31 protein-coding genes are annotated in these 25700 nt (G+C 68.3%); 15 read left to right on the forward strand and 16 right to left on the reverse strand.

Annotated features, from left to right (window positions below; translation table 11 throughout):
* Positions 1–46: 46 nt before the first annotated feature.
* Both ACLF6J_RS01360 and ACLF6J_RS01365 read right to left on the reverse strand, forming a co-directional pair.
* The gene (locus ACLF6J_RS01360) at positions 47–484 is read right to left on the reverse strand and encodes a tetraspanin family protein (protein WP_244093663.1); all 438 of its coding nucleotides are present in this window, start codon (positions 482–484) and stop codon (positions 47–49) included.
* 65 nt (positions 485–549) lie between these two features.
* Entirely contained in the window at positions 550–1668 is a 1119-nt protein-coding gene (locus ACLF6J_RS01365) for a COX15/CtaA family protein (protein ID WP_421076806.1), read from the reverse strand.
* A 245-nt stretch (positions 1669–1913) separates the two neighbouring features.
* On the opposite strand from ACLF6J_RS01365, the gene sufB reads away from it, so the two are divergent.
* The 6 genes from sufB to ACLF6J_RS01395 all read left to right on the forward strand — a co-directional run bounded on the left by sufB (position 1914) and on the right by ACLF6J_RS01395 (position 7216).
* Positions 1914–3332: a Fe-S cluster assembly protein SufB gene (gene sufB / locus ACLF6J_RS01370; RefSeq protein WP_131491175.1), complete on the forward strand. Its 1419-nt coding sequence runs from the start codon at positions 1914–1916 to the stop codon at positions 3330–3332.
* Complete coding sequence (sufD, locus tag ACLF6J_RS01375; RefSeq protein ID WP_421076807.1) at positions 3332–4537, forward strand: Fe-S cluster assembly protein SufD; 1206 nt, start codon at positions 3332–3334, stop codon at positions 4535–4537. The genes sufB and sufD overlap by 1 nt, the downstream gene beginning before the upstream one ends.
* Positions 4534–4860: a non-heme iron oxygenase ferredoxin subunit gene (locus tag ACLF6J_RS01380; protein WP_131491174.1), complete on the forward strand. Its 327-nt coding sequence runs from the start codon at positions 4534–4536 to the stop codon at positions 4858–4860. Before sufD ends, ACLF6J_RS01380 begins: the two co-directional genes overlap by 4 nt.
* Before the next feature lie 3 nt (positions 4861–4863).
* Entirely contained in the window at positions 4864–5634 is a 771-nt protein-coding gene (gene sufC, locus ACLF6J_RS01385) for a Fe-S cluster assembly ATPase SufC (RefSeq protein WP_047520007.1), read from the forward strand.
* Between the two features lie 9 nt (positions 5635–5643).
* Entirely contained in the window at positions 5644–5973 is a 330-nt protein-coding gene (locus ACLF6J_RS01390) for a metal-sulfur cluster assembly factor (protein WP_021200756.1), read from the forward strand.
* A gap of 88 nt (positions 5974–6061) precedes the next feature.
* On the forward strand, positions 6062–7216 hold the full coding sequence (locus ACLF6J_RS01395) for a MalY/PatB family protein (RefSeq protein WP_134353827.1): 1155 nt from the start codon (positions 6062–6064) through the stop codon (positions 7214–7216).
* Positions 7217–7297: 81 nt separating this feature from the next.
* Here ACLF6J_RS01395 and ACLF6J_RS01400 read toward each other — a convergent pair whose 3' ends face one another.
* Positions 7298–7882 (reverse strand): TetR family transcriptional regulator, encoded by a 585-nt coding sequence (locus ACLF6J_RS01400; protein ID WP_052193278.1) that lies wholly within the window; start codon positions 7880–7882, stop codon positions 7298–7300.
* Between the two features lie 85 nt (positions 7883–7967).
* On the opposite strand from ACLF6J_RS01400, the gene ACLF6J_RS01405 reads away from it, so the two are divergent.
* A complete protein-coding gene (locus ACLF6J_RS01405) occupies positions 7968–8672 on the forward strand; it encodes an energy-coupling factor ABC transporter ATP-binding protein (RefSeq protein ID WP_134353826.1) in 705 nt (234 codons plus the stop codon).
* Complete coding sequence (locus ACLF6J_RS01410; protein ID WP_134353825.1) at positions 8669–9262, forward strand: CbiQ family ECF transporter T component; 594 nt, start codon at positions 8669–8671, stop codon at positions 9260–9262. Before ACLF6J_RS01405 ends, ACLF6J_RS01410 begins: the two co-directional genes overlap by 4 nt.
* Positions 9263–9265: 3 nt before the next feature.
* Here the strand turns inward: ACLF6J_RS01410 and ACLF6J_RS01415 are convergent, their stop codons facing one another.
* From ACLF6J_RS01415 to ACLF6J_RS01430, 4 genes are all read right to left on the reverse strand, one after another.
* Complete coding sequence (locus tag ACLF6J_RS01415; protein ID WP_134353824.1) at positions 9266–10576, reverse strand: acyltransferase family protein; 1311 nt, start codon at positions 10574–10576, stop codon at positions 9266–9268.
* A 98-nt stretch (positions 10577–10674) separates the two neighbouring features.
* Complete coding sequence (locus tag ACLF6J_RS01420; RefSeq protein WP_134353823.1) at positions 10675–11346, reverse strand: response regulator; 672 nt, start codon at positions 11344–11346, stop codon at positions 10675–10677.
* Entirely contained in the window at positions 11343–12593 is a 1251-nt protein-coding gene (locus ACLF6J_RS01425; RefSeq protein WP_134353822.1) for a sensor histidine kinase, read from the reverse strand. Before ACLF6J_RS01425 ends, ACLF6J_RS01420 begins: the two co-directional genes overlap by 4 nt.
* Positions 12594–12598: 5 nt before the next feature.
* The gene (locus ACLF6J_RS01430; protein ID WP_134353821.1) at positions 12599–13216 is read right to left on the reverse strand and encodes a DedA family protein; all 618 of its coding nucleotides are present in this window, start codon (positions 13214–13216) and stop codon (positions 12599–12601) included.
* A gap of 163 nt (positions 13217–13379) precedes the next feature.
* Between ACLF6J_RS01430 and ACLF6J_RS01435 the strand changes: the two genes are divergently transcribed.
* The 3 genes from ACLF6J_RS01435 (at position 13380) to ACLF6J_RS01445 (ending at position 16054) form a co-directional block, all read left to right on the forward strand.
* Positions 13380–14978, forward strand: coding sequence for an ABC-F family ATP-binding cassette domain-containing protein (locus ACLF6J_RS01435; RefSeq protein ID WP_047520019.1), 1599 nt, complete (start codon positions 13380–13382; stop codon positions 14976–14978).
* 66 nt (positions 14979–15044) lie between these two features.
* Positions 15045–15623 (forward strand): pyridoxine/pyridoxamine 5'-phosphate oxidase, encoded by a 579-nt coding sequence (locus ACLF6J_RS01440; RefSeq protein WP_208526560.1) that lies wholly within the window; start codon positions 15045–15047, stop codon positions 15621–15623.
* On the forward strand, positions 15620–16054 hold the full coding sequence (locus ACLF6J_RS01445; protein WP_047520024.1) for a cupin domain-containing protein: 435 nt from the start codon (positions 15620–15622) through the stop codon (positions 16052–16054). Before ACLF6J_RS01440 ends, ACLF6J_RS01445 begins: the two co-directional genes overlap by 4 nt.
* A gap of 15 nt (positions 16055–16069) precedes the next feature.
* Here ACLF6J_RS01445 and ACLF6J_RS01450 read toward each other — a convergent pair whose 3' ends face one another.
* From ACLF6J_RS01450 to ACLF6J_RS01465, 4 genes are read right to left on the reverse strand one after another with little or no spacing between them, the layout of a single operon-like run.
* Entirely contained in the window at positions 16070–16882 is an 813-nt protein-coding gene (locus ACLF6J_RS01450) for an SURF1 family protein (protein WP_134353819.1), read from the reverse strand.
* Positions 16879–17073, reverse strand: coding sequence for a hypothetical protein (locus ACLF6J_RS01455; protein WP_047520029.1), 195 nt, complete (start codon positions 17071–17073; stop codon positions 16879–16881). Before ACLF6J_RS01455 ends, ACLF6J_RS01450 begins: the two co-directional genes overlap by 4 nt.
* Positions 17070–17417, reverse strand: a complete 348-nt coding sequence (locus ACLF6J_RS01460; protein ID WP_047520031.1) for a DUF3099 domain-containing protein — start codon at positions 17415–17417, stop codon at positions 17070–17072. The genes ACLF6J_RS01455 and ACLF6J_RS01460 overlap by 4 nt, the downstream gene beginning before the upstream one ends.
* Positions 17418–17467: 50 nt before the next feature.
* A complete protein-coding gene (locus tag ACLF6J_RS01465) occupies positions 17468–18115 on the reverse strand; it encodes a DUF4190 domain-containing protein (protein ID WP_134353818.1) in 648 nt (215 codons plus the stop codon).
* A 139-nt stretch (positions 18116–18254) separates the two neighbouring features.
* On the opposite strand from ACLF6J_RS01465, the gene ACLF6J_RS01470 reads away from it, so the two are divergent.
* Positions 18255–18965 (forward strand): beta-ketoacyl-ACP reductase, encoded by a 711-nt coding sequence (locus ACLF6J_RS01470; RefSeq protein ID WP_047520033.1) that lies wholly within the window; start codon positions 18255–18257, stop codon positions 18963–18965.
* 15 nt (positions 18966–18980) lie between these two features.
* Here ACLF6J_RS01470 and ACLF6J_RS01475 read toward each other — a convergent pair whose 3' ends face one another.
* The 3 genes from ACLF6J_RS01475 to ACLF6J_RS01485 are packed head-to-tail and all read right to left on the reverse strand — an operon-like array spanning position 18981 to position 21647.
* Positions 18981–19676: an alpha/beta fold hydrolase gene (locus ACLF6J_RS01475; protein ID WP_134353817.1), complete on the reverse strand. Its 696-nt coding sequence runs from the start codon at positions 19674–19676 to the stop codon at positions 18981–18983.
* 44 nt (positions 19677–19720) lie between these two features.
* Positions 19721–20356: a phosphoserine phosphatase SerB gene (serB, locus tag ACLF6J_RS01480; protein ID WP_134353816.1), complete on the reverse strand. Its 636-nt coding sequence runs from the start codon at positions 20354–20356 to the stop codon at positions 19721–19723.
* A gap of 49 nt (positions 20357–20405) precedes the next feature.
* Entirely contained in the window at positions 20406–21647 is a 1242-nt protein-coding gene (locus tag ACLF6J_RS01485) for a glucose-1-phosphate adenylyltransferase (RefSeq protein WP_047520039.1), read from the reverse strand.
* A 46-nt stretch (positions 21648–21693) separates the two neighbouring features.
* Here ACLF6J_RS01485 and glgA point away from each other — a divergent pair, with 46 nt between their 5' ends.
* The 3 genes from glgA (at position 21694) to ACLF6J_RS01500 (ending at position 24030) form a co-directional block, all read left to right on the forward strand.
* A complete protein-coding gene (glgA, locus tag ACLF6J_RS01490; protein ID WP_134353815.1) occupies positions 21694–22878 on the forward strand; it encodes a glycogen synthase in 1185 nt (394 codons plus the stop codon).
* A 17-nt stretch (positions 22879–22895) separates the two neighbouring features.
* Positions 22896–23681 (forward strand): ABC transporter ATP-binding protein, encoded by a 786-nt coding sequence (locus ACLF6J_RS01495; RefSeq protein ID WP_047520043.1) that lies wholly within the window; start codon positions 22896–22898, stop codon positions 23679–23681.
* A 91-nt stretch (positions 23682–23772) separates the two neighbouring features.
* Positions 23773–24030: a type B 50S ribosomal protein L31 gene (locus ACLF6J_RS01500; RefSeq protein WP_047520045.1), complete on the forward strand. Its 258-nt coding sequence runs from the start codon at positions 23773–23775 to the stop codon at positions 24028–24030.
* 80 nt (positions 24031–24110) lie between these two features.
* Here the strand turns inward: ACLF6J_RS01500 and ACLF6J_RS01505 are convergent, their stop codons facing one another.
* Together ACLF6J_RS01505 and ACLF6J_RS01510 are read right to left on the reverse strand one after the other, a co-directional pair.
* Positions 24111–24392 (reverse strand): hypothetical protein, encoded by a 282-nt coding sequence (locus ACLF6J_RS01505; RefSeq protein ID WP_134353814.1) that lies wholly within the window; start codon positions 24390–24392, stop codon positions 24111–24113.
* Positions 24393–24451: 59 nt separating this feature from the next.
* Positions 24452–25699 (reverse strand): alpha/beta fold hydrolase, encoded by a 1248-nt coding sequence (locus ACLF6J_RS01510; protein ID WP_166804728.1) that lies wholly within the window; start codon positions 25697–25699, stop codon positions 24452–24454.
* Position 25700: the final 1 nt, after the last annotated feature.

Here is a 25700-nt window from a genome sequence, read left to right on the forward strand (position 1 = left end):
GGCACCGATCTCTCGGTGCCGCCCCGTCGTGTTCCAGCTCGGGTGATCAGCGGGTGACGGAGGGGTCGTCCTCGGTCTTCTCGTCGGCCGCCTGCTCGACGGTGCCGGGGGCACCGTCCGCGGGAACCTCGGTGGTCGGGACCGCGGTGGACTCGGGTGCGACCGGAGTCGACGGCTCCTCCGCTTCCACCGTCCAGTCGATTGTCTCGACGACGGCCGGAGCAGGGACCGGGACGAGCGAACGCGCGGCGACAAGTCCGAGCGTCAGCAGGATGCCGACGATGCCGGCGGCGAGCACGCCGGCGCCCACGACGACGAGCGACTGTCCGACGTACACCTCGATGCCGGTGGCGGTGCCATCGAGCAGCGTGCTGGTCATCGTGGCGATCTGACCGGAGATCAGCCATCCACCCACCGCGGTCGCGGCGAGGGAGACGACGAGCAGGAGCCAGAAGCCGATGCTTCGTGAGAGTGACTTGTTCATGCGGCCATCATCGCCGACCTGCTGATGAGTCGGCGATGCGCCGCCTGTGCATCGCCTGTGCGACCTCAGTCTTCCGCAGGGACCGGACGCCGCAAGCGCAGCACGACCACCGTGTAAGTCGCGGCCGAGAGTGCGGCCAGGACCATGTGGATGCCGACCAGCACCGGGGGGAGTCCTTCGCGGGCCTGCCACACCCCGACGCCGACCTGCACGAGGATCGCGAGGACCAGCACGAGCAGCCAGCGCCGAGGCTCCAGACGGAGCACCCAGGCAGCGATCGTCAAGAACAGCACCAGGCCGGCGAGGATGTATCCCGGCCAGGAGTGCACATGCGCGAGCACGGTCGCATCGAAGCCGTGGCGCAGCACGTCGGCGTCACCGGAGTGCGGACCGGAACCCGTCGTCAGGACGCCGAACAGGATCGTCATGGCCAGGACGAGGCCGGTCAGGTGGGTGACGATCGCGAACCAGGTCGGCACCGAGCGCTCGCGCGGCCCCGGCGCGGTCTTCAGACGCACCAGGAAGGCAGCCGTGACGCACACCAGCAGCAGTGATGACGCGTAGTGGAATCCCACGATGAAGGGGTTGAGTCCGGTGAGGACCGTGATGCCGCCGACGAGCGCCTGGGCCACGACGCCCGCCAGGACGATCCAGGCCAGAGCGACGAGATCGCGTCGTGCGGCGGTCGTGCGCACCGAGTGGACCGCGGCCGCGATGATCGCGAGGAGGAGGACACCCGTCGCGAAGGGGAACGCGAGAGGAGCCTCTTCCGCTCCGGACAAGCCGGAGACGAGGGTCACGAGGAAGTAGGTGAGAACGGCTCCCACGATGCCGCCGACGGCGAACCACAACGCCTGGACCAGGCCGCGCTTCCCGCTGTACCGACGCAGGACCAGGAGCACGACCACGAGCGCGATGATCCCGACGACGCCGGTCATCAGGCGGTTGCCGAACTCGATCAGGCCGTGGATGCCCTGCACCTCGAAGACCGGGACGAGGGACTCGGGAGTGCACAGCGGCCAATCCGAGCAGCCGAGTCCCGAACCGGTGAGGCGCACGGCGCCACCGGTGCCGATGATGATGGTCTCGCTGAGGAAGGAGAGCCAGGCGAAGACCGTCAACGCACGGCCCCACAGCGCTGAACGCGGCGGTGCCGTGTCCGTCTTCGGGGAGGCGGGGATCATCGTCTCGGGCATAAGTCCTCCGGACCGCGCGCGACGCGGCGGGCATGGCCCGTCTGTCAGGCGGAACCTGTAGAATCGGATTGTTGCGATGAGCGCTGACCGCGCTGAAGCATCGTCAACAGTTTAGGCGCGATGGAAGCGCCGGTGATGAGGGCCCACCAACGGCACCCGCTCCCGCAGACTCGACGGGGATCAGGTGTGTCGGGGCGGATGACACCGTTTGGGACCTGTGAGGAGAGTGTTGGATGTCGGATGTACTGATCGACCGCCCGGAGCTTGACGGTCTGGGGGTGTACGAGTTCGGCTGGCACGATGAGGACGCTGCGGGTGCCATCGCGAAACGCGGTATCTCGGAAGAGGTCGTCCGCGGCATCTCGGCCCTCAAGAACGAGCCCGAGTGGATGCTGAAGACCCGTCTCAAGGGCTATCAGCTCTTCGGGCGCAAGCCGATGCCGACGTGGGGCGCAGACCTCAGCGAGATCGACTTCGACAACATCAAGTACTTCGTCCGCTCCACGGAGAAGCAGGCGCAGTCCTGGGAAGACCTTCCGGCCGAGATCCGGGACACCTACGAGAAGCTCGGCATCCCCGAGGCCGAGCGTCAGCGCCTGGTCGCCGGTGTCGCCGCTCAGTACGAGTCCGAGGTCGTGTACCACCAGATCCGCGAGGACCTGGAGCAGCAGGGCGTGATCTTCATGGACACCGACACGGCTCTGCGTGAGCACCCGGAGTTCTTCGAGGAGTACTTCGGCACCGTCATCCCCGCGGGTGACAACAAGTTCGCCGCGCTCAACACGGCCGTCTGGTCGGGCGGTTCCTTCGTCTACGTCCCCAAGGGCGTGCACGTCGAGATCCCGCTGCAGGCGTACTTCCGGATCAACACCGAGAACATGGGCCAGTTCGAGCGGACCCTGATCATCGCCGACGAGGGCAGCTACGTCCACTACATCGAGGGCTGCACGGCTCCGATCTACAAGTCGGATTCCCTGCACTCGGCCGTCGTCGAGATCATCGTGAAGAAGAACGCCCGCGTGCGTTACACGACGATCCAGAACTGGTCGAACAACGTCTACAACCTGGTCACCAAGCGCGCCGTGGCGCACGAGGGCGCGACCATGGAGTGGGTCGACGGCAACATCGGCTCCAAGGTGACGATGAAGTACCCGTCGATCTACCTGATGGGCGAGCACGCCAAGGGGGAGACGCTCTCGGTCGCCTTCGCCGGCCCCGGCCAGCACCAGGACGCGGGCGCGAAGATGATCCACATGGCGCCGTACACCCAGTCGTCGATCGTCTCGAAGTCGATCGCGCGTGGCGGCGGGCGCGCCGGCTACCGCGGCGAGGTGCGCGTGGACGCCGCGGCGCACCACTCGGCGAACACCGTGCGATGCGACGCGTTGCTCGTGGACACCAAGTCACGCTCCGACACCTACCCGGCGATCGACATCCGTGTCGACGACGTGCAGCTCGGCCACGAGGCCACGGTCTCGAAGGTGAGCGAGGAGCAGCTGTTCTACCTGCAGTCGCGCGGAATGCCCGAGGACGAGGCGATGGCGATGATCGTGCGCGGCTTCATCGAGCCGATCGCACGCGAGCTGCCCATGGAATACGCGATGGAACTGAACAAGCTCATCGAGATGGGCATGGAAGGATCGGTCGGCTAGTGACCGCCGCTACGACAGCGCCTGCCGAGGCGCAGCACACGAACGCGCACATCGACCCCGCGGCCCAGGTCGCAGAAGCCGGATTCGTCCCGGTGCAGACCCGCTCGGAGCGGCCGCACTCCTTCGAACCTTCCGACTTCGGTGCCCCCACCGGGCGCGAGGTCAACTGGAAGCACACCCCGATCGCGCAGCTCGCCCCGCTGTTCGAGGTCGCGTCACCGAACGACGGCGTCAGCTACGCGCACAGCGCGGGGGAGCAGTACATCGCCGCCCCGCTCGCCGTCGGCGCGGAGCCCCGTGGTCAGGTCTTCCTCGCGGAGGACATCACGGCCGCCGTCGCCTGGCAGGGCAGCCCCGAGGCCCTTCACGTGCGCATCCCGCGTGAAGAGGAGGTCGCAGAGCCGATCTTCATCGCCATCACGGGTCTGGGCGCTGAGCGTCGGGCCGATGCGCACATCGTCATCGAAGCGCTCGAGCACAGCGCGGCGACGGTCGTCCTCCAGCACACCGGCTCCGCGCAGTACGCGCAGAACGTCGAGATCATCGTTCGCGACGGGGCGAAGCTCACCGTCATCAGCCTGCAGCAGTGGGCCGATGACGCCGTGCACGCCGCCGCGCACCAGGCCAGGGTGGGCGCGGATGCGACCCTCAAGCACTTCGTGGTCAGCTTCGGTGGCGGCGTCGTGCGGGTCAACCCGAGTGTCGAGCTCGCCGGTGCCGGCTCCGAGGGGTACCTCTACGGCCTCTCGTACGCGGACGCCGGGCAGCACCTGGAGAGCCAGGTGTATCTGCACCACAAGGGGCCGCACACGAAGGGCGACGTCCTCTACAAGGGGGCACTGCAGGGACAGAGCGCCCACAGCGTCTGGATCGGCGACGTGCTGATCGGTGCAGACGCGACGGGCACCGACTCCTACGAGGCGAACCGCAACCTGGTGCTGACCGAGGGCGCGCGCGCCGACTCGATCCCGAACCTCGAGATCGAGACCGGCGACATCCTCGGTGCGGGCCACGCCAGCGCCACCGGTCGTTTCGACGACGAGCAGCTCTTCTACCTCCAGGCCCGCGGTATCACGGAAGAAGAAGCGCGACGACTCGTCGTGCTCGGCTTCCTCACCGACATCGTGCAGCGCCTCGGCATCCCCGCTCTCGAGACCGAGTTGCTGGCGGCGATCGAGGCGGAGCTCGCCGAGGTGAGTGCATGACCGCCGAACGCGTCTGCGGTGTCGCCGACCTCGAGCAGGACACGCCTCTGCGCGTCGACCCGGGTGGTGTGCCCATCACCGTGATCAAGGACGGCGACGGAGTCATCCACGCCATCGGCGACACCTGCACCCACGGCGACATCTCGCTGTCCGAGGGCTTCGTCGAGGGAGACACCGTGGAATGCTGGGCGCACGGCTCGGCCTTCTCGCTGCTCACCGGCAAGCCCCAGAATCTCCCCGCATATGAGCCCGTCCCGGTCTACGTCGTCCAGATCGACGGCGACGACGTGCTCATCGATCCGACTGTGATTAAGGAAGTCTGAAGAATGTCTGTTCTCGAGATCCGCGACCTGCACGTGACGGTCGAGACCGAGGCGGGGACCACCCCGATCCTCAACGGAATCAACCTCACCATGAACACCGGTGAGACCCACGCCATCATGGGCCCCAACGGCTCCGGCAAGTCGACCCTGGCCTACACGATCGCAGGTCACCCGAAGTACACGGTGACCTCCGGTTCGATCACCTTCGACGGCCAGGACGTCCTGGAGATGAGCGTCGACGAGCGCGCTCGCGCAGGACTGTTCCTCGCGATGCAGTACCCGGTGGAGATCCCCGGCGTCACGGTGACGAACTTCCTGCGTACTGCGAAGACCGCGCTCGACGGCGAAGCACCGGCGATCCGCGGGTGGACCAAGGACGTCAAGGCCGCCATGTCGAACCTGCGCATGGACCCGAAGTTCGCGCAGCGCAATGTCAACGAGGGCTTCTCCGGCGGTGAGAAGAAGCGTCACGAGATCCTGCAGCTCGAGGTGCTCAAGCCGAAGTTCGCGGTCCTCGACGAGACCGACTCCGGCCTCGACGTCGACGCGCTGAAGATCGTCTCCGAAGGTGTCAACCGTGCGAAGGAGTCCACCGGGCTCGGCGTGCTGCTGATCACCCACTACACCCGCATCCTCCGTTACATCCGTCCCGACTTCGTCCACGTGGTCGTCGCGGGCAAGATCGTGGAAGAGGGCGGCCCGGAGCTCGCCGACCGGCTGGAGAACGAGGGATACGACCGTTTCCTCGACCCTGCAGCCCCTATCGAGGCGTAGGCTGATCGCATGACAGCGACCCTCACGGACGAGAAGTACGACGCGGTCACCGAGGCTCTCAAAGACGTCATGGACCCCGAGCTCGGGATCAACGTCGTCGACCTCGGCCTCATCTACGACCTCGCCTGGGATGACGAGAACGATGCTCTCGTCATCCACATGACGCTGACCAGCGCCGGGTGCCCGCTCACCGATGTCCTCGAGGACCAGACAGCTCAGGCTCTGGACAGCGTCGTCGATCGCTTCCGGATCAACTGGGTCTGGATGCCGCCGTGGGGTCCGGAGCGGATCACGGACGACGGGCGCGACATGATGCGCGCTCTCGGCTTCGCGATCTGACCGTCACGGAGGACCGTCGGTCGGCGTCATCGACGCGCGCCGGTTCGGAGGACACCGCGATGGCGTGTGTCGAATCTCGGGAGAACGAATGCTTCAGGTGAAGGCGCTGCCTCTGGCAGAACTCCGTGAGCGCAGCAGCGAGAAGTGGCGCGAGTATCCGGCCGACGTGCTTCCGCTCTTCGTCGCAGAGACCGATTTCCCACTCGCACCTGCCGTCTCCGCCGCGCTGCAGCGCGCGGTGGAGGTCGGCGACACTGGTTACGTGGCCTCCCGCACACCCCTCGCCGAGTCGTTCGCGGCGTTCGCGGCGCGCCGCTACGGGTGGTCCCCGGATCCCGCCCGCATGCGCAGCACCGCGGATGTCAGCATGGGCCTCGTCGAGATCCTGCGTCGGGTGACCCAGCCGGGCGAGCGAGTCGTCGTGACCCCGCCGGTGTATCCGCCCTTCTACGACCTGGTCGCCGAGTCCGGTGCCGAGGTCCAGAGGGTGCCGCTGCGCGATACGGGGATCGGGTGGGAGCTCGACCTCGACGGGATTCGCGGCGCCTTCGAAGACGGCGCGACGGCGATGCTGCTGTGCAATCCGCACAATCCGACCGGAACCGTGCACGCTCGGGAGGGTCTGGCTGCTCTCGCGGACCTGGCCGAGGAGTTCGGCGTCGCGGTCATCTCGGACGAGATCCATGCGCCGCTCGCACAGCCCGGGACGGGGTTCACTCCTTTCCTCGCCGCGAGCGACGCCGCTCGACGGGTCGGATACGCGGTGGTCAGCGCCAGCAAGGCGTTCAACCTCGCCGGGCTCAAGTGCGCGCTGATGGTCACGGCCGATGAGGAGACGACCGCGGTCGTGCGGGGTCTTCCGGTGGAAGTCGAGTGGCGCACGGGGCAGTTCGGGCTCCTGGCTGCCGTCGCCGCGTTCTCGGAAGAGAGCGATGAGTGGCTCGACGGTCTGCTGCGCACCCTGGACGAGAATCGCGTCCTCCTCGAAGACCTGCTCGCCTCGCGTCTGCCCGGCGCGCGCTATCGCATACCCGACGCGGGATACCTTGCCTGGATCGACCTCTCCGCCCTGGGATGGGGGGAGAACCCCGCACGCCGTATCCTGAGGGACGCCAAAGTCGCTCTGCACTTCGGCCCCGCGTTCGGGATCGAAGGCGCCGGGCACGTTCGGTTGAACTTCGGCACGAGTCCGGAGATTCTCACCGAAGCCGTCGAGCGCATCGCGGCGCTCGTCGATCGCTGACCCCTGGACCGTGGCTGAGACGTGCGTGGTCGTCGCTCCACGGGGCGGCACCGCTCACCGTGGTAGCCGAGGATCCCGGACTCAGCCTCGGGGAGGCGTCGGAGTCGCCCGCGCGCTGAGTTCGCCGGCGAGGGCGCGGACACCGAGGTCGAAGACCCGGTCGAGCCCGGCCGTGACATCGGGCTCCGGGGTGGGGAGCAGTGCTCCGTGACTGTCGGCGTGCATTCTCTGCTGGACGAGGGTGGCGTGCCCGAGGACGAAGTGCAGGAGGGCGGCACCACGCTCGTCGGCATCGATCGCTCCCTGGGCCCGCAGCGCCTGTGTCAGCGCAGACTGGGCGTGCGATGAGCCGAGCTGCAGGGCATAGGTGCTGAGCACCAGTTCCGCGCCGTCCCGATAGGCGAACAGGGCGTCGCGGATCCCGCGTGCGGTCTCCAAGACGTCGGTGCCGTGGAGGGGGATCGACGCCGTGATGCGATCGGCGAGTTCGGCGAGCAGCTCCTGCTTACTTGCGAAGTGCCAGTACAGGGCACTCGGCTGGACGTCGAGCCGACCGGCGATGCGCCGCATCGAGAGGTCCGCGAGCCCGACTTCATCCAGGAGTTCGAGCGCGTTGCGGGCGACGCTGTCTCGATCGTGTCGTGCCGGATTGGGGTCGGGGGTCATGCGCCCATTATAGTGAACGGCGTTCAGGTGAACACTGTTCAGGTGAACACTGTTCAGGTTCACTGGCGCGGCAGCGGAGGAAGCGATGACGAAGGCAGGACGAACCCCGGTCGGACACGGTGTGATCGCGGTCGACGGGGTGTCGGTGGAGTTCGATGGTCGCTCCGTGCTGGAGGACGTCACGCTGGAGCTCAGCGCCCCCACGATCGCCGTGATCGGAGCGAACGGGTCGGGGAAGTCGACGTTCGTGCGACTTCTGAACGGGCTGGTGGCACCGAGCCGCGGTCACGTGTCGGTACACGGGATCGATCCGCAGCGGGATCGGGCGGACCTCCGCAGGCGTGTGGGGTTCGTGTTCACCAATCCCGACGCGCAGATCCTCATGCCGACACCGGCTGAAGATCTCGCGCTCTCGGTGCGCGGGCGTCCGAAAGCAGAGGCGGACGCGCTGGTGCGCGCGGCGCTCGACGCGCATGGTCTGGCGCGCCACGCCGATGTCCCGGCGTCGAGTCTGTCCGGCGGACAGAAGCAGATGCTCGCGCTCGCTTCCGTGCTCATCACCGAGCCTGAGTTGATCGTGGCCGATGAGCCGACGACTCTCCTCGATCTCCGCAACGCGCGCCGCATCGGCGATCTCCTGCTCGCGCAGCCGTCCCAGGTGGTGGTCGTGACGCACGATCTCGAGCTGGCCGCGCGCTGCGAGGCGGTCGTGCTGTTCGAGGAGGGGCGGGTCAGTACCGTGGGTGAGCCGGCGACGGTGATCGAGGCCTACCGTCGGGCGTGCGCATGATCGCACTGTACATTCCCGGGCACGGCGTCCTCCATCGGGCTCGTGCCACGTTCAAGCTGGCGGCCCTGGCGCTCGGATCCCTCGTCCTATCGCTGTACCCGCATGACCCGCTCAGCATCGCCGTATCCCTGACCCTCGTGGTGGCGCTGTACGCCATCGGCGGTCTCCCGCTCCGGGCGCCGTTCGTCGAGATCTGGCGTCTGCGCTGGCTCGTCGCCGTGCTCGGCGTCGCTCTGGCGGTCTTCGTCTCGCCTTCTGCCGCCTGGGTCAACACGGGGCGAGTCGTCGCCGTGCTCCTCCTCGCGAGTCTCTTGACGCTCACGACGCGAGTGTCCGACCTCCTCGCTGTGCTCCGTCGCTTCCTGCGGCCGCTCCACCGTTTCGGGGTGGATCCCGATGCGGCGGCCCTCACCGTCTCACTCACCCTCACGACGATCCCGGTGATGGCCGGTTTCCTCGAGCGCCTCCGGGAGGCGGAGCGCGCCCGTGGCGTGCGGTTGGGGGTGCGCGCGGTCGTCCCGCTGCTCGTGCTGGCCCTGCGTCATGCGGACGAGGTCGGTGACGCGCTGGCGGCCCGGGGTATCGGTTGACCTCTAGGCCGGGACGAGGACACCCGTTGCCGGTGACGGCGAGGTCTTCTCCTGGGAGCAGAGGCGGAGAGCGCTGAGGAGCAGTGCGACGGCGATCAGCGCGGTGGCCACCGAGGTGCCGAGCACCAGGAGCAGCACGATGCCGATCAGACCGCTCAGGACACCGACCACCAGCCTCGGTCGCGAAGCCGTCGCCTGCGGCGCGGGCTGTGCCTCGAATCGAGTGAACGCGACGGCGGCGAGCGCGGTGAGTGCCAGGGCGGTGACGAGCCAGAGCGGACGGCCGGCCCACCAGCCCGCGCTGGCGAGTGCGGGAAGGGTGGCCCCGACGGCCATCGCGGAGACCGCGGTGACGCCCGCCATCACGAGCAGCACGGGCATGTGCCAGAGGTAGATCGTCATGGTGCGGACGGTCACGAATCCGGTGAAGGCTGCGACGCGGGGTCGCCGGCTGAAACGTTCGAGCCGCTCGCGGTGCAAGGACAGCAGGCTCGTGTGCCCAACACCCACGAGGAGGAGCGCTCCGGTCGGCGGATTGATGTTCGCGATCAGATCGGAGGAGTAGAGGCCGGACGCGAACGTGGCGACGAGCACCAGCAACGCACCGAATCCGGCTGCCGCCCGTGTGCGCCTGCGGAGCGCGTCGATGCGTCCGTCGGCGAGGAAGAAGCCGAGTTGCTGCAGGGCCATCCAGACGAAGGCGAGGTTCAGGAAGCCGAGCCCTTCCAGTCCGGTCACGGCGCGCAGCACATCGACGGCGATCGCCGCCGCGGCCAGCACGGTGATCGTACGATGCGGAGCCCGCTCGTGCGCCGAGGCGAGCAGCGGGAGCAGGGTCTGGCAGAGCAGGAACACGCCGAGGAACCACAGGGGTTGGCCGTAGCGGAATCCCGCGGTCGCGATGAGGTCGGCAGGGACCCCGGCGACCGTGAGCAGTGCCAGACCCACCCCGACAGCCGCGATCGTGAAGACGGCGGGCCGCAGCAGGCGGTGCAGTCGACCCGCGATGAATCCGATCGCCGTGCCTCCGCGCTCCCGAGTCCGCCGGTAGGCGAGGAGTCCGGAGAAGCCGCCGATCACGAAGAAGAGAGGCATCACCTGGAGCAGCCAGCTGAGCGGCGCGATCCACGCGGTGCCGTCGCTGGCATTGGTGAAGACAGGGCCCTGGTCGGCGACCGTGACGCCCACCATGATCGAATGCAGGAGCACCACGCCCAGCACGCAGAGCGCCCGGACGAAGTCGATCCCGGTGTCGCGGGCTGGGCGCCGGGGACGCGCGGAAACGGCGGCGTGCGGCGTCTGGACGATGGCCATGAGTCCTCCTCGGGAGCGGTGTCCCCGGAGACTATGGATGCGGTGACCGCGACGGCATCACCCCCGAGTGCCGTTGCGACCCCCTACGAGGGGGTGAGTCAGGACGACGGCTCGACCAGACCGGTGTCGTACGCCAGGATCACGGCGTGCACGCGATCGCGCAGGTTCAGCTTCGCGAGCACCTTGCCGACGTGTGTCTTCACCGTCTGCTCGGCGATGAAGAGGTCGGCGGCGATCTCGGTGTTCGAGCGGCCCCTGCCGATCAGGACGAGCACCTCGCGTTCACGATCGGTGAGTTCTGCGAGCGCGGTCGCGGAGCGTGGCGCGCGGGGGCGGCGGCCGGCGAACTGCTCGATCATCCGCCGCGTCACGCTCGGTGCAAGGAGGGCGTCTCCGCCGGCGACGACCCGCACGGCGTGGACGAGCTCTTCGGGCAACGCGTCCTTGAGCAGGAATCCGCTCGCTCCGGCCTCGAGCGCGTCGTACACGTAGTCGTCGATGTCGAAGGTGGTGAGCATGAGGATCCGCGGGACATGCGCGGCCGGGTACGACGGGCCGAGGATGCGCCGGGTCGCCTCGATCCCGTCGAGCTCGGGCATGCGCACGTCCATCAGGATCACGTCGGGATCGAGACGTGCTGCGAGGGCGACGGCCTCGGCCCCGGTCGATGCCTGTCCGGCCACCCGGATCCCCTCGTGGGCATCGAGGAGCGCGGCGAATCCGGCGCGGACCATGGCCTGGTCGTCGGCGATGAGCACGCTGATCGTCACGGATTCTCCTTGTCGGGGGAAGAGGCGGTGCTGCCGGGGGCGACGGGGAGGACGGCGTCGACATCCCACCCGCCGTCCTCCGCGGGGCCGGCGGAGAGGCTCCCGCCGAGGATCTCGGCGCGTTCCCGCATGCCACGCAGGCCGTAGCCGCCTCCGTGACCATCAGGACGGTGCGGCGGCGCGGCGTTGTGCACACGGATGTGGACGGTGCGAGCGTCCGCGTGCAACCGCACCGCGATCCTCGCGCCGGGCGCGTGGCGGACCGCATTGCTCAGTGCTTCCTGGACGATACGGAACGCGGCGATCTGCACGGCGGGTTCGGCGTTCGTCGTGTCTCCGCCTTCGAGCACGAGGCCGACCTCGACACCGGCGCGCCGGATGCTGTCGACCAGGGCAGGGATGTCGTCGATGCCCTGCTGGGGGGCCAGCTCGGCACCCTGATCCTCTGTTCGGAGGACACCGAGCATCCGTCGCATCTCGGTGAGCGAGCTGCGCGCGGTCGCGGCGATGTCGTCGAACTCGGCCGTCGCCACGTCGCCCAGCTCGGGGATGCGGTACCGCGCGGTCGACGCCTGGACCTGGATCACCGACATGCTGTGCGCGACGACGTCGTGCAGTTCGCGGGCGATCCGGGTGCGCTCCTCGACGAGGGCGCGCCTGGCTTCCTCGAGCGCGCTGTGCTCCTTCTCGCGCGTCAGCTCGGCGGCGACCCGGACGCGACCGGCGACCAGAGCCGCGATGAGGAACATCGCGGCGGCGACCGCCGTCGTGACGATGAGGTCGGCTGTGGCACTCGCCGAGGACTCCGGCCGCGCCACCAGGTCGGGGCGGATGACCGGCGCGAGAAGCGACGCGATCGCACCGAGGAGCAGGGCGAACGCGCCGAGTCGTCCGCCGTGGACGAAGGTGACGACGCCCACGAAGAGCACGAACGTCAGGAGTGCGGGGACGGACCACGGCCACGGGGACTCGACCGCGATCTCGGTGACGACCGTGAGGGGCAGGGTGAGGGCGGCCGCCGTGAAGAGGCCGATGGCCAACGCCGGGCGGGAGAGTGCGAGCAGCGGCGAAGCGCACAGAGCGGCACCGAGGATGAACGACAGGGGCAGCGGTGTGCCGTACAACACGGTCTGCAGCGACACCAGGACGGCGTACAGCGCCGCGGCCGCCGCACCCAAGGCCACGAGGGCGGCGGTGCGGCGGCTGATGCGTTGGCGCAGCGGTGTGCGCTCGCGTCGGCGTGCCATGACTGTCATCCTGCCAGTTGGGCGGCCGGGGCGCGGCGGCGACGGGCTGCGGCGAGCCGGTCGATCACGAGCCCGACGACGAGGGCGATGACGATCCCGAGGCCGGCGCTGAGCAGCGGCTGATCCTTGATCCAGGCACCGGCGAGCAGGCCGATCGCGAGGCTGAACACACTCCAGCTGGTGCCGGCGATCAGGCTCAACGGGAGGAACCGCCGCCAGGGGAAGCCGAGAGCGCCGGCGGAAATGTTGACGGCGACGCGACCCACCGGGATGTAGCGGGCGCCGAGGATCAGAGTGGCGCTGCGTCGGTCGAGTGCATGCTGGGCGTAGGCGAAGGTGGCGGCGACCCGGGGGCGCCGCATCCAGGCGAAGCGTGTGGTGCCGATCGCCCGCCCGATCAGGAAAGCGAGGTTGTCGCCGATCGCGGCACCGACCGCCGCGACCGCACCGAGGAGCAGGAGATTCCCCTCGCCCGTCGAAGCGGTGACGGCCGCCGCGGCGACGAGCACGGTCTCACTGGGCACGGGCGGGAAGAAGCCATCGATGACCGTGACCGCGAAGAGGACCAGGTACAGCCAGGGGGAGGCGATGGCCTGCATGATGAGCTCGTTGAGGATGTCCACTCGAGCACGTTATGCGGCGCGTGCGGCGGGGGGCATCCCTCCGCGGTATCGCCTGCGTCACTCTCCGGATTGATCTTGCTGAGCGAGGCCCCCGGCTACGACGCATATACTGGGAGGCTGGCCGATCGGCCGACCACCCTCCCCGAAAGAACGGACGTCCGCTGTGCTTGCCGTGCACGACCTCGAGATCCGCGTTGGCGCGCGCCTGCTGATGGAGAACGTCTCGTTCCGTGTCGCCGACGGAGACAAGATCGGACTCGTCGGCCGCAACGGGGCCGGGAAGACGACGCTCACCAAGGTGCTCGCCGGTGACGTCCTGCCGTCCGGCGGCAGTGTGACCCGCTCGGGCGAGCTCGGCTACCTGCCGCAGGACCCCCGTTCGGGCAACCCTGAAGACCTCGCCCGCACCCGCATCCTCGATGCTCGTGGTCTCGGCCAGCTGAACCTCGGGATGACCGAGGCGGCACTCGCGATGGGATCGGATGATCCCGCCGTGGCCGACAAGGCGATGAAGCGCTACGCGCGTCTGACCGAGCAGTTCGAAGGCCAGGGCGGCTATGCGGCGGAGGCGGAGGCGGCTTCGATCGCCAACAACCTCTCCCTTCCCGACCGCATCCTCGACCAGCCGCTGTCGACGCTTTCCGGTGGGCAGCGTCGTCGCATCGAGCTCGCGCGCATTCTCTTCTCGGACGCGCAGACGATGATCCTCGACGAGCCGACCAACCACCTCGACGCGGACAGCGTCGTGTGGCTGCGAGAGTTCCTCAAGGGCTACAAGGGTGGTCTGATCGTGATCAGCCACGATGTCGAACTGGTCGGCGAGACCGTGAACCGGGTGTTCTACCTCGACGCGAACCGCCAGATCATCGACACCTACAACATGAACTGGAAGAACTACCTGCGTCAGCGGGTGGCGGATGAGGAGCGTCGCAAGAAGGAGCGCGCGAACGCCGAGAAGAAGGCGACGACGCTGCAGCTGCAGGCCGCCCGTTTCGGCGCGAAGGCCTCGAAGGCCGCGGCCGCCCACCAGATGATCGCCCGCGCCGAGAAGCTGCTCGCCGGTCTCGACGAGGTCCGTCAGGAGGACCGGGTCGCGAAGCTGCGCTTCCCGAAGCCGGCACCGTGCGGCAAGACCCCGATGATGGCGAGCGGCCTCTCGAAGTCCTACGGTTCGCTCGAGATCTTCACCGATGTCGACCTCGCGATCGACCGCGGGTCCAAGGTCGTCGTGCTCGGCCTCAACGGTGCCGGAAAGACCACGCTGCTGCGGATGCTCGCAGGCGTCGATCAGCCCGACACCGGCCAGCTCGAGCCCGGTCACGGACTGAAGGTCGGCTACTACGCGCAGGAACACGAGAATCTCGACGTCAGCCGCTCGGTGCTCGAGAACATGGTGTCCGCTGCGCCCCACATCACCGAGACCGAAGCGCGCAAGGTGCTCGGCTCCTTCCTGTTCACCGGGGACGATGTGCTCAAGCCGGCGGGGGTGCTCTCCGGTGGGGAGAAGACCCGTCTGTCCCTCGCGACGCTCGTCGTGTCGTCCGCCAATCTGCTGCTGCTCGATGAGCCGACCAACAACCTCGACCCCGCCTCACGTGAGGAGATCCTCGGAGCGCTCGCGCACTACGAGGGCGCGGTGGTCCTCGTCTCGCACGACCCCGGCGCCGTGCAGTCGCTCAACCCCGAGCGCGTGCTCATCCTGCCCGACGGCGTCGAGGACATCTGGAGCCAGGAGTACCAGGACCTCATCGAGCTCGCCTGACCGCGCTCACCCTGCTGTGCAGGTCGATGACGGATCCACACGGCGACTCATGGCATGGTCGGGAGCATGCAGACTGAGCCGCGATCCCGTCCTTCCGAGATGAGTGCGTGGTTGCGCGTGCAGCCCTCGCTCACGGGAGCAGTACCTCCGGGTGAAGCCGTCGAACGTCCCGATGACCCGGTACCGCTCTTCCGGGAGTGGATCACGACGGCGGCTGCGACGGGAGTGCCGGAGCCGCACGCGATGACCCTGGCGACGCTCGACCTCGACGGCATGCCCGACGCCCGGACGCTGATCCTCAAAGACGTGGATGAGCGCGGATGGGCCTTCGCGGGTTCCCGCTCCTCGCGCAAGGCCGCCCAGCTCGACGCGCACCCGGTGGCCGCGCTGAACTTCTGGTGGCAGCCCGTCCTGCGTGCCGTGCGTGTCCGCGGACGGATTCAAGAGGCATCCGTCGAGGACAGCGCAGCCGACCTCGCGGCGCGTTCGGCCGAGGCCCGTGCCGGTGTGGCGCCCGGGGAGTGGGTCCTCTGGAGGCTCCTCGCGACCCGTGTCGAGTTCTGGCAGGGTGCGCCCGACCGGCACCACACACGAATCGTCTATGACCGTACCGACGCCGGTTGGAGCATCGAGGAGAAGGCATGAGTGACTATCAGGTGGTCGAGATCGGGGCGCTCGACGAGTGGCGTGCCCACCACGGAGGTTTTGACGCCGCCCGGGCGCGCGACGGGCGAAGGGTCGTGGATCACGAGCTGACCATGCAGTACATCGGGATGACGGCGAACGCGCTCGAACCGGGTGAGGAGGCCGGGTACTGGCACGTGCACAGGAAGATCGAAGAGGTGTACGTGTTCCTCGGTGGGCGCGGTCAGATGGGTCTCGACGACGACGTCGTCGAGGTCGGACCCGGAACCGTGATCCGCGTCGGTCAGGGCGTCGCCCGCACCTGGCGAGCACGGCCGGACAGCCCGGGGGAGCTGCGCTGGCTCTGTCTCCGTGCCGGCGGCGAGGAGTTGCCTCGCTTTCCGGATGACAGCGCGCGTCTGCCGGAGCGGCCGATGCCCTGGGAGGACTGAGCACCCGCCCCGGGGTCACCGCACGTCGAGCAGCTCATCCTCGACATCGGCGTCGTGATCACGGCGACGCGGACTCTTCACGGGCGCAGGAACACCTTCGACCTCTTCCCGGTGTTTCACGATCTCCGTGCGGATGATGTACCCGATGAAGATGAATCCCATGAGGGCGAACAGGATCCACTGGATCGCGTACGACAGGTGCGGGCCGGGGTCATCGGTGGGGGAGTCGAAGCCCCCCAGAGACCCGGATCCTGCGGGAGCTTCGCTGATCACCCGACCATAGGCCCCCGTGATCACCTCGCCGTCGACCTGCTCGGCGATCGAGGGCAGGTTGATCGTGGGCACCTGCCCCTCGGGCGCGCCACGCCCCGAGGCGGGAAGCTGCTCGCCCGGGCGCAGTCGCACGGTCACCTCGACCTCTCCCTCCGGTGGCGACGGCACCGAGTCCGGCTCAGCGCCCTCGCCCGGAGGCACCCAGCCGCGATCCACGATGAAGATGCGCCCATCGGCGTCACGGAACGGGACCAAGACCTCGAACGCGCTCGTCCCGCCGTGCGGACGGTTGCGCACCAGCAGCTCCTGATCGGCCAGATACTCACCCTGCAGCGTGACGGGCCGCCACTCGTCGTCGGGATCGAGTGCACCATCCTCACCGATCACCGCGGACAGCGGGACGGGAGCCGCGTCGTAGTTCTGCTCGACGAGCTCGATCTGCGCGGCGCGCGTCTCGTTCCTCTCGAACTGCCAGTTCGAGAGGAAGACGCAAGCGATCGCGAAGCCGATCGCGATGAGCACGTACACGGTCCAGCGGGTCAGGCGCCGGCTCATGCGGGAACCCCATCACGAACGGTCACCGGGAAGTCGCGCGCCGCCAGGTAGTCGCGGAGGAAATCGACATGTGCATCGCACGCCAACCAGATCTTCTCGCGATCGGCGGCATGGATACGGGGATTGCGCCACACCACCTGACGGGTCGCCGCGCTCCGGCAACCGGCACGCGAGCACTCGAAGTCGTTCATGGTTCTTTGGGGCCTTCGTGGATCGTGAAGATCTGCGGAGCCGACGGTTCGGAGTCGAGCGGCGTGGGCCGCGGGGCATCGATCTCCCGCAGGGGGGATTCCGCGGTGGTCTCGGTGCTGTCGCTCCCGGCGTTCGCGAACACCACGGCGATGTAGGGCAGGACAGCGGCGGAGATGCCGAAGACCCAGGTGTACCACCCGTACGGCTGGACCAGCACCATGAGCCCGAAGCACACGATGCGGATCGTCATCGTCAAGGCATAGCGGCGCACACGATGGTCTGCCTCATCCCGCGGAGACTGCGGCAGTGAGGTGACGGCCGGGACTTGACGCGCGTTCTTCACGATGCATCCAGCCTACGCCGATGCAGACCCCTCGGATGCCCTTCGGGGACTCAGCCGGCGAAGATGAACGGCAGGCTGAAAGCCCCGAGGAACAGGAAGCTGATGATCGTGCTGACCAGGATGAACACGCCCACGCCCACCACCGCATAGCCGAGGATCAGTCCGGCGATCGCCATTCCCCGGCCACCGATTCCCGGATTGCGCTTGGTCTGTCCGAGCGCCATGTGACCGGTGATGACCGCCGCGACGGATGCCAGGAGCGGGATGACCGCCCAGAAGAGCACGATGCCGGCGAGGCCGCAGACCAACGAGGTGACCGCCAGGGGGCTGGTGGGGCGCGGCGCGACGACGGGGTACCCGGGCGCTGAAGGAGGGCCGTAACCGGGCTGGACGGGTGCCGCTCCCCATCCGGGTTGCGACGGAGCGACGCCGTATCCCGGCTGCGGGGGCGGTGCATACCCCGGCTGCGGCGGCGGGGCGTAGCCGGGCCGGGGCGGCGGGCCGTATCCAGGCACCGGGGACGCGGCAGGGGCGGTTCCGGGGAACGGTGCCGCAGGGGGCGTGTACGACGGTGCGGGGCCGGGACCGCTCTGCGGGAGCGGAGCGATCGGCGGCGCGGACGGTGCGGGCGGAGCGGGCGGTGGCGGCGGGCTGACCGGCGTCTCGTCTCCGGAAGAGGGGGTGCGGTTGTCGCTCACGAGGAAGCCTTTCGTCGATTTCAGATTCCCAGCATGCAGAGTGTCTGTCAACGCGGTGCCGCGGCCGGCGTCGGCAACATCGGTAGGATCGATGACGGCCCGGAACCCCGCGCCACCGGCCCAGATCAGGAGTGTCCCCATGAGCGCTGAGCGCGTCGTCCTCGTCACCGGCGGCAATCGCGGCATCGGCCGCGCGATCGCAGAGCGCTTCGTGCGCGAGGGATACCGCGTCGCCGTCACCGCGCGCAGCGGCGAGGGCCCTGAAGGCACCCTCACGGTCCGTGCGGACGTCACCGACGCCGCAGCGATCGACGCCGCCTTCACCGAGGTGGAGCAACAGCTCGGTCCGATCGAGATCGTCGTCGCGAACGCGGGGATCACGAAGGACACGTTGTTGCTGCGCATGAGCGAGGACGACTTCGACAGCGTCGTGGCCACCAACCTGGGCGGGACGTTCCGCGTGGTCAAGCGCGCCTCGAAGGGGATGCTTCGGGCTCGTTTCGGCCGGATCATCCTGATCTCCAGCGTCGTGGGTCTGTACGGCTCCGCGGGGCAGGTCAACTACTCCGCGTCCAAGAGCGCACTGGTCGGCTTCGCCCGCTCGATCACGCGCGAGCTCGGTGCTCGCGGCATCACGGCGAACGTCGTCGCTCCCGGGTTCATCGAGACCGACATGACCGCGGAGCTCCCGGAGGAGACGCAGAAGCAGTACAAGGCGAACATCCCGGCTGCCCGTTTCGCCACGCCGGACGAGGTCGCCGGTGTGGTGACGTGGCTCGCCGGCGACGATGCCGGCTATATCTCCGGTGCGGTCATCCCCGTCGACGGCGGTCTCGGGATGGGGCACTGACGCATTCCGCGAGCATCACCGCGCGATCGCGGCGTTGAGGAGCGCGCTCAGCCGCTCCGGCACGGAGAACTGCGGCCAGTGGCCGGATCCGACGCGGACGACTTCGGCTGACTCGATCGCGTGGAACTCGTCGGCGAACGGGCCCCACTGCTCGATCACCTTCTCGAACGCGGACTGATCGAGGTCGCCCATCAGCAGGGTCACCGGCACACGGTAGCGCGCCGGATCGCGGAGCGCGATGCCGTCCGTCGGCACCCGTGCAGGGACGCTGTGCGTGAGCGGTGCGGTCCGTGCGCGCGTGGCCTCATCGAGGTCGTTGACGTCTTCGTCAGGGAAGTGATCCCATCCCGGGAACGGCACGACCCCGTCGACGACGTCGAACTCGCTGATCCCGTGTCCGTTCGCGGGCGGCGCCGTGTCGACGAAGATCACGCGGCGCACCCGGTCGGGGCGAGCGTCTGCGACACCCCAGGCGACATTGCCGCCGCCGCTGTGCCCGACGACCACGACGTCGCCGTCGACGGCATCGACGGCGGAGGCGGCGGCAGCGATCCACTCTGCGATGCCGATCTCGGAGGAGACGGATGCGTCTTCGCCGAGTCCGGGCATGCTGAGCGGGTGCACCCGATGACCTGCCTCCTCCAGCGCCGGGATCACGTCGTCCCAGCTGGATGCGTCGAGCCAGAGTCCGGGAATGAGGATGATGTCCATGAGCCGACGCTAGTGGCGGGTTCGGACAATCGCCAGGAGTTCTCCTACGGAAGCAGCGCGATGACCTCGGAAAGGTCCTGCGGGCCGATCACGAGGCTCGCCGCCTCACGGACCGCGGGCTTCGCGTTGAAGGCCAGACCGAGCCCGGCGACGGCCATCATCGCCAGGTCGTTGGCACCGTCACCGATCGCGATCGTGGCGTGTGGCGCGACCCCGAGATCGGCCGCCCACTCCTGGAGGGAGCGCGCCTTCGCCGCCCCGTCGACGATGTCTCCGTCGACGTGACCGGACAGCGAGCCGTCGACCACCTCGAGCCGGTTCGCCCGCCAGCGGTCCACGCCCAGGTCGGGCGCCACCACGTCGAGGATCTCGTGGAAGCCTCCGGAGACGACGCCGACGACACCGCCGCGGGCGCGGACGGCGGCGGTGAGTTCGCGCACGCCCGGGGTGGGTTCGATCCGCGCGCGCACACGCTCGAATGCCGACACCGGAACGCCCTTCAGCGCGGCGACCCGGGCACGCAGGCTCGTCGCGAAGTCGACCTCGCCGCGCATCGCCGCCTCCGTGGCAGCCTGCACCTCGTCGCGCCGTCCGGCCTCGTCGGCGAGCAGTTCGATCACCTCATTGCGGATGAGGGTGGAATCGGCATCGAGGACGACGAGGAATCGTGCAGCAGTCACTCGTCGAGCCTATCCATCACCCGGTGGGTCGACGCGCCGCGTGACGTCTTCAGCGTTCGATGAAGACGCCCTTGCCGACCACCGTGATGCCTGATTCCGTCACCGTGAAGCCACGAGCGAGGTCGCGCTCCCGATCCACGCCCACCGTCGCGCCGTCGGCCAGCACCACGTTCTTGTCGAGGATCGCGCGATGCACGCGGGCTCCTTGACCCACCTGGACGTGGTCGAACACGACAGAGTCGGTGATGGTCGACCCGCCACCGGCGAGCGTCCACGGTCCGACGACGCTGCGTTCGAGATGGGTCCCCGAGAGCACGGAGCCGAGCGACACGATCGAGTCGATCGCGTTGCCGATCCGCCCGACGGAGTCGCGCACGAACTTCGCCGGAGGCGAATTGACCGCCTGCGAGTGGATGGGCCACTCCATGTTGTAGAGGTTGAACACGGGCAGCGTCGAGATCAGGTCACGGTGCGCGTCGAAGAAGGAGTCGATGGTTCCGACATCGCGCCAGTACGAGCGGTCACGCGGGGAGGAACCGGGAACCTCGTTCTGCTTCATGTCGTAGTACCCGGCCTCGCCCCGGTCGACGAAGTAGGGGACGATGTCGCCGCCCATGTCGTGGCCCGAGGTGGGTGATTCACCGTCGGCCTCGACGGCCGCGATGAGGGCATCCGCATCGAAGATGTAGTTGCCCATCGAGGCGAGCACCTCGTGCGGCGAGTCCTCGAGACCGGCGATGTCGGTCGGCTTCTCGAGGAACTGCTTGATTCTTCCCGACTCCGCGTCCGCATCGATCACGCCGAACTGCGAGGCGAGGGCGAGCGGCTGGCGGATACCCGCGACAGTCGCCTTCGCCCCGGAAGCGACATGGGCCTCGAGCATCTGCCGGAAGTCCATCCGGTACACGTGGTCGGCGCCGATGACCACGACGATGTCGGGCTTCTCGTCGTTGATCAGGTTCATGCTCTGCAGGATCGCGTCGGCGGAGCCGGAGAACCAGCGCTTGCCGAGGCGCTGCTGCGCGGGGACCGAGGCGACGTAGGAGTCGAGGAGGGCCGACATGCGCCAGGTCTGCGAGATGTGGCGATCGAGGCTGTGGGACTTGTACTGCGTCAGCACGACGATCTGTCGCAGACCGGAATTGATGAGGTTCGAGATCGCGAAGTCGATGAGTCTGTACTGTCCGCCGAACGGCACCGCCGGTTTCGCGCGATCCGCGGTGAGAGGCATGAGTCGCTTGCCCTCGCCGCCGGCGAGGATGATCCCGAAAACCTTCTTTGGAGCGGACATGGCTCCACCATAGATGCGTTCACGGCTGCTGTACTAGCGTTCAGACATGCGAGTCGAAATGATCACGAAGGAGTACCCGCCCGCGGTCTACGGCGGTGCCGGCGTGCACGTCGCGGAACTGGTCGCTGCGCTCCGCGAGCACGTCGATGTGCGGGTGCGTGCGTTCGGCGAGCCGCGCGAAGAAGCGGGTACGTTCGCCTATCGCACGCCTGTCGAGCTCGCTGATGCCAACGCTGCGCTGCAGACGCTGGGGACGGACCTCGAGATCGTGTCAGCGATCACCGACGCCGACCTTGTGCACAGCCATACCTGGTACGCGAACTTCGCCGGTCACCTCGCCTCTCAGCTGCACGGCATCCCGCACGTGCTCACCGCCCACAGCCTCGAGCCCCTGCGCCCGTGGAAGGCCGAACAGCTCGGAGGGGGCTACGCCATCTCCAGCGGCATCGAACGCCTCGCCTACGAGAACGCCGCCGCCGTGATCGCCGTGAGCGCCGGCATGCGGGAGGACATCCTGCGCAGCTACCCCCAGGTGGATCCCGCGAAAGTGCGCGTGATCCACAACGGCATCGACGTCGAACGCTGGCGGCCGGTGCAGGACGAGGCGTTCCTTCGATCGATCGGGATGGATCCCTCGCGACCGTCCGTCGTCTTCGTCGGGCGCATCACTCGGCAGAAGGGGTTGCCGTATCTGCTCCGGGCCGCGCAGATGCTCCCGCCTGAGGTCCAGCTCGTGCTGTGCGCCGGGGCCCCGGACACCCCGGAGATCATGGCGGAGGTGCAGGAGGGGGTGCGGATGCTCCAACAGAGTCGCGACGGAGTGATCTGGATCGAGCGGATGCTGCCGCGTGATGAACTCTCCGCGATTCTCACCGCCGCCACGACGTTCGTGTGCCCCTCGGTGTACGAGCCTCTGGGCATCGTGAATCTCGAAGCGATGGCCTGTGGAGCAGCCGTCGTCGGGACCGCGACCGGGGGCATCCCCGAGGTGGTCGCGGATGGGCGCACGGGTCGGCTCGTGCCGATCGATCAGGTGCAGGACGGTACCGGCACGCCGGTCGACCCGGACCGCTTCGTCGCCGATCTCGCCGCCGTGCTCACCGAGGTGGCCATGGACCCGGAGCGGGCGCGGGCCTACGGCGAGGCCGGGAGGGAGCGTGCACGCAGCGACTTCAGCTGGGCATCGATCGCCGAGACGACGCGCGCGCTGTACGCGGAGCTGACGCCCTGAGCCGATAGGCTGGGACCATGCCGAGTGCTCTGGAATTCACCGACGTCGTCGTGCGCCGTGAGGGGCGCAACATCATCGATCACGTGACCTGGGAGGTCGACGACGATCAGCGATGGGTGATCCTCGGCCCGAACGGCGCGGGCAAGACGACGCTGCTGCAGCTCGCCGACACGCTCATGCACCCGACGTCGGGAACCGTGACCGTGCTCGGGGAGACCCTGGGACGCACCGACGTGTTCGAGGTGCGTCCGCGCATCGGATTCGCGTCGTCGGCGATGGCCAAGCGTGTCCCTCGTGACGAGACGGTCCTCAACACCGTGCTCACCGCTGCGTACTCGGTGCTCGGCCGCTGGAACGAGAACTACGAGGACATCGACGAGCGTCGAGCCCTCCGTGTTCTCGGCGACTGGCGTCTCGACCACCTGGCCGACCGCACCTTCGGCACTCTCAGCGACGGAGAACAGAAGCGCGTGCAGATCGCGCGTGCGGTGATGACCGACCCGGAGCTCCTGCTGCTCGACGAGCCGACGGCGTCCCTCGACCTCGGTTCGCGGGAGGAGCTTCTGGCGCTGCTCAGCGGATACGCATCGTCGCCGACCACCCCGGCGATGCTCATGGTCACGCACCATGTGGAGGAGATCCCCGTGGGCTTCACCCACGTGATGCTGATCCGTGAGGGTTCCGTCGTCGCGGCGGGCCCCATCGGCGAGACGCTCACGGCCGAGACCCTGACCGAGGCGTTCGGCATGCCCATCGTGCTCAGCAGCGAAGACGGCCGCTACGCCGCCCGCGCAGCTGCGTGACCAGCGTCTGATAGAATCGACCCTTGGTGCTCTCTGTACCGCAGACTTCCCTCGTCCCTGGCACAATCCAGGGCAGCAACTAAGGAATCCCATGAAGACTGACATTCACCCCGACTACCAGGCAGTCGTGTTCCGCGACCTCGGCTCGGGCGAGACGTTCCTCACCCGTTCGACCGTCACCAGCGACAAGACCATCGAGCTGGACGGCGTGGAGTACCCGGTGATCGACGTCGAGATCTCCTCGGCATCGCACCCGTTCTACACGGGCAAGCAGCGCATCATGGACTCGGCCGGTCGCGTCGAGAAGTTCAACCAGCGCTTCAAGGGCTTCGGCGGCTCGTCCAAGTAACGACTGCCACGACGAAGGCCCCATGCTCCTCGGAGCGTGGGGCCTTCGTCGTGCTCGGACGTGTGCGTCGGATCCGGTCGTCAGATGTCGAGCCGGATCCGGCCGTCGTCGATCGTGTCCCGAGGATCGCCCGGGGATGGGGCCGGGGCGGTCCGCTGCGTCTGACGGTCGCGCTCGATACCCGCCTCGTGCGCAGACGGCGACCAGACGGCATCGAACGCGCCGCCGAGGCCCCCTCCGCCGGATTCGTACTTCTTCTCGATCGGTATCCGCGAGAAGCGGAACGCGATGGCGACGATGACGGCGGAAAGCAGGAGCAGCAGCACGCCGACCGTGACGAGTACGCCCACACCTTCTTCCATGCCCTCCAGGCTAGACGGCAGCGGGAACGAGGGCATCCGCCCCGAGGGGGAGGAGTCGCTCAGCGCAGACGGCGTCCGTGGGCCAGGTCGATCAGGCGCGACAGTACCGGCCCGGAGCGGAGTCCGTTGTGCTCGTGTTCGCTCGTCACCCACAGCGTGACGTCGGGAAGCAGGCGTGCCGTCTCGAGGGAGAATTCCATCGGGACGTAGACGTCGTTGACGTAGACCGCGGCGGCGCCCGTCGCTCCGGATGAGGCGATCGCGTCTGCATCGTAGATGCTCGGCCACTCGTGCTCCGCGAGCGCGAGAGTGACGTCGCGCCACGGCCGGAAAGCGGGCACCGTCTCGGTCCACTCGCGACGGATGTGCTCGCCCGTGAACAACGTCGGGTCGTCGCGGAAGTCGGAGGGCTCGGTGCGTTCAGCCGACCACCGCGTGGCGTGTCCGTCGGCGTAGCTCGACTCGTGGAAGGCGAAGTAGAGCGGGTTGCGGCCGTCGAAGGGCATCGCGTGCATCAGGTCGTACCGGAAGGCGTTGGAGGACGGGTCACGTTCCAGAATCGACCACACCGTCTGCCAGCCGTCGTCGGTGCCGAGAGCGGATCCCAGCGACCGCAGCCGCGAGCGTGAGACGACTTCTCCATCGGGCAGGACGATGTCTCCGGCATCCGCACGTTCGACGAGGCGCCGCATCACGTCGCGATGCTCGGGGAAGCGGCGGTAGTAGCGCTCCGAGGCGTCGCGCATCTTGTCGTAGCAGAGCGCATACACGTCGTCCGGGTGGCGCCCGACGGCGCTGAGGCCACCGGTGATGAACACGTCGTCGAGCGAAGAGGCGTCGGTGGAGAGGTACGCGAGGGTGGTGAAGCCGCCGAACGACTGTCCGAGCACGCTCCAGGTGGTGGCACCCAGGTGCTCGCGCACGGCCTCGCAGTCGCGCACGATCGCATCCGCGCGCAGGTGGGTGAGGTGCTCGGCCACGGCGTCCGTACCGCGTTCCAGGTCGTGATCTCCGACCGGGGTCGAGCGTCCGGTACCTCGCTGGTCGAGGAGCACCAGCCGATAGTGCGCGAGTGCGCCGTCGAGCCACGCGGGCGCGGTCGAGGAATGGAACGGACGCGGCGCCTCATGGCCCGGGCCTCCCTGGAGGAAGACCAGATACGGGAGCGATTCCCCGCCGGCGCGGGAGACCACGCGGGCGAACACCTCGATCGTGCGGGGGTCGGAGGCGTCGTCCCAGACCAGGGGGACGGTGAGGGTGTGGTCCTCGATGGTGAGGTCGAGCAGCTGGCGGACGGTGGTGCTCATG

Source organism: Microbacterium sp. IO18 (genome assembly GCF_049099505.1).
Lineage (GTDB): Bacteria > Actinomycetota > Actinomycetes > Actinomycetales > Microbacteriaceae > Microbacterium > Microbacterium aurugineum.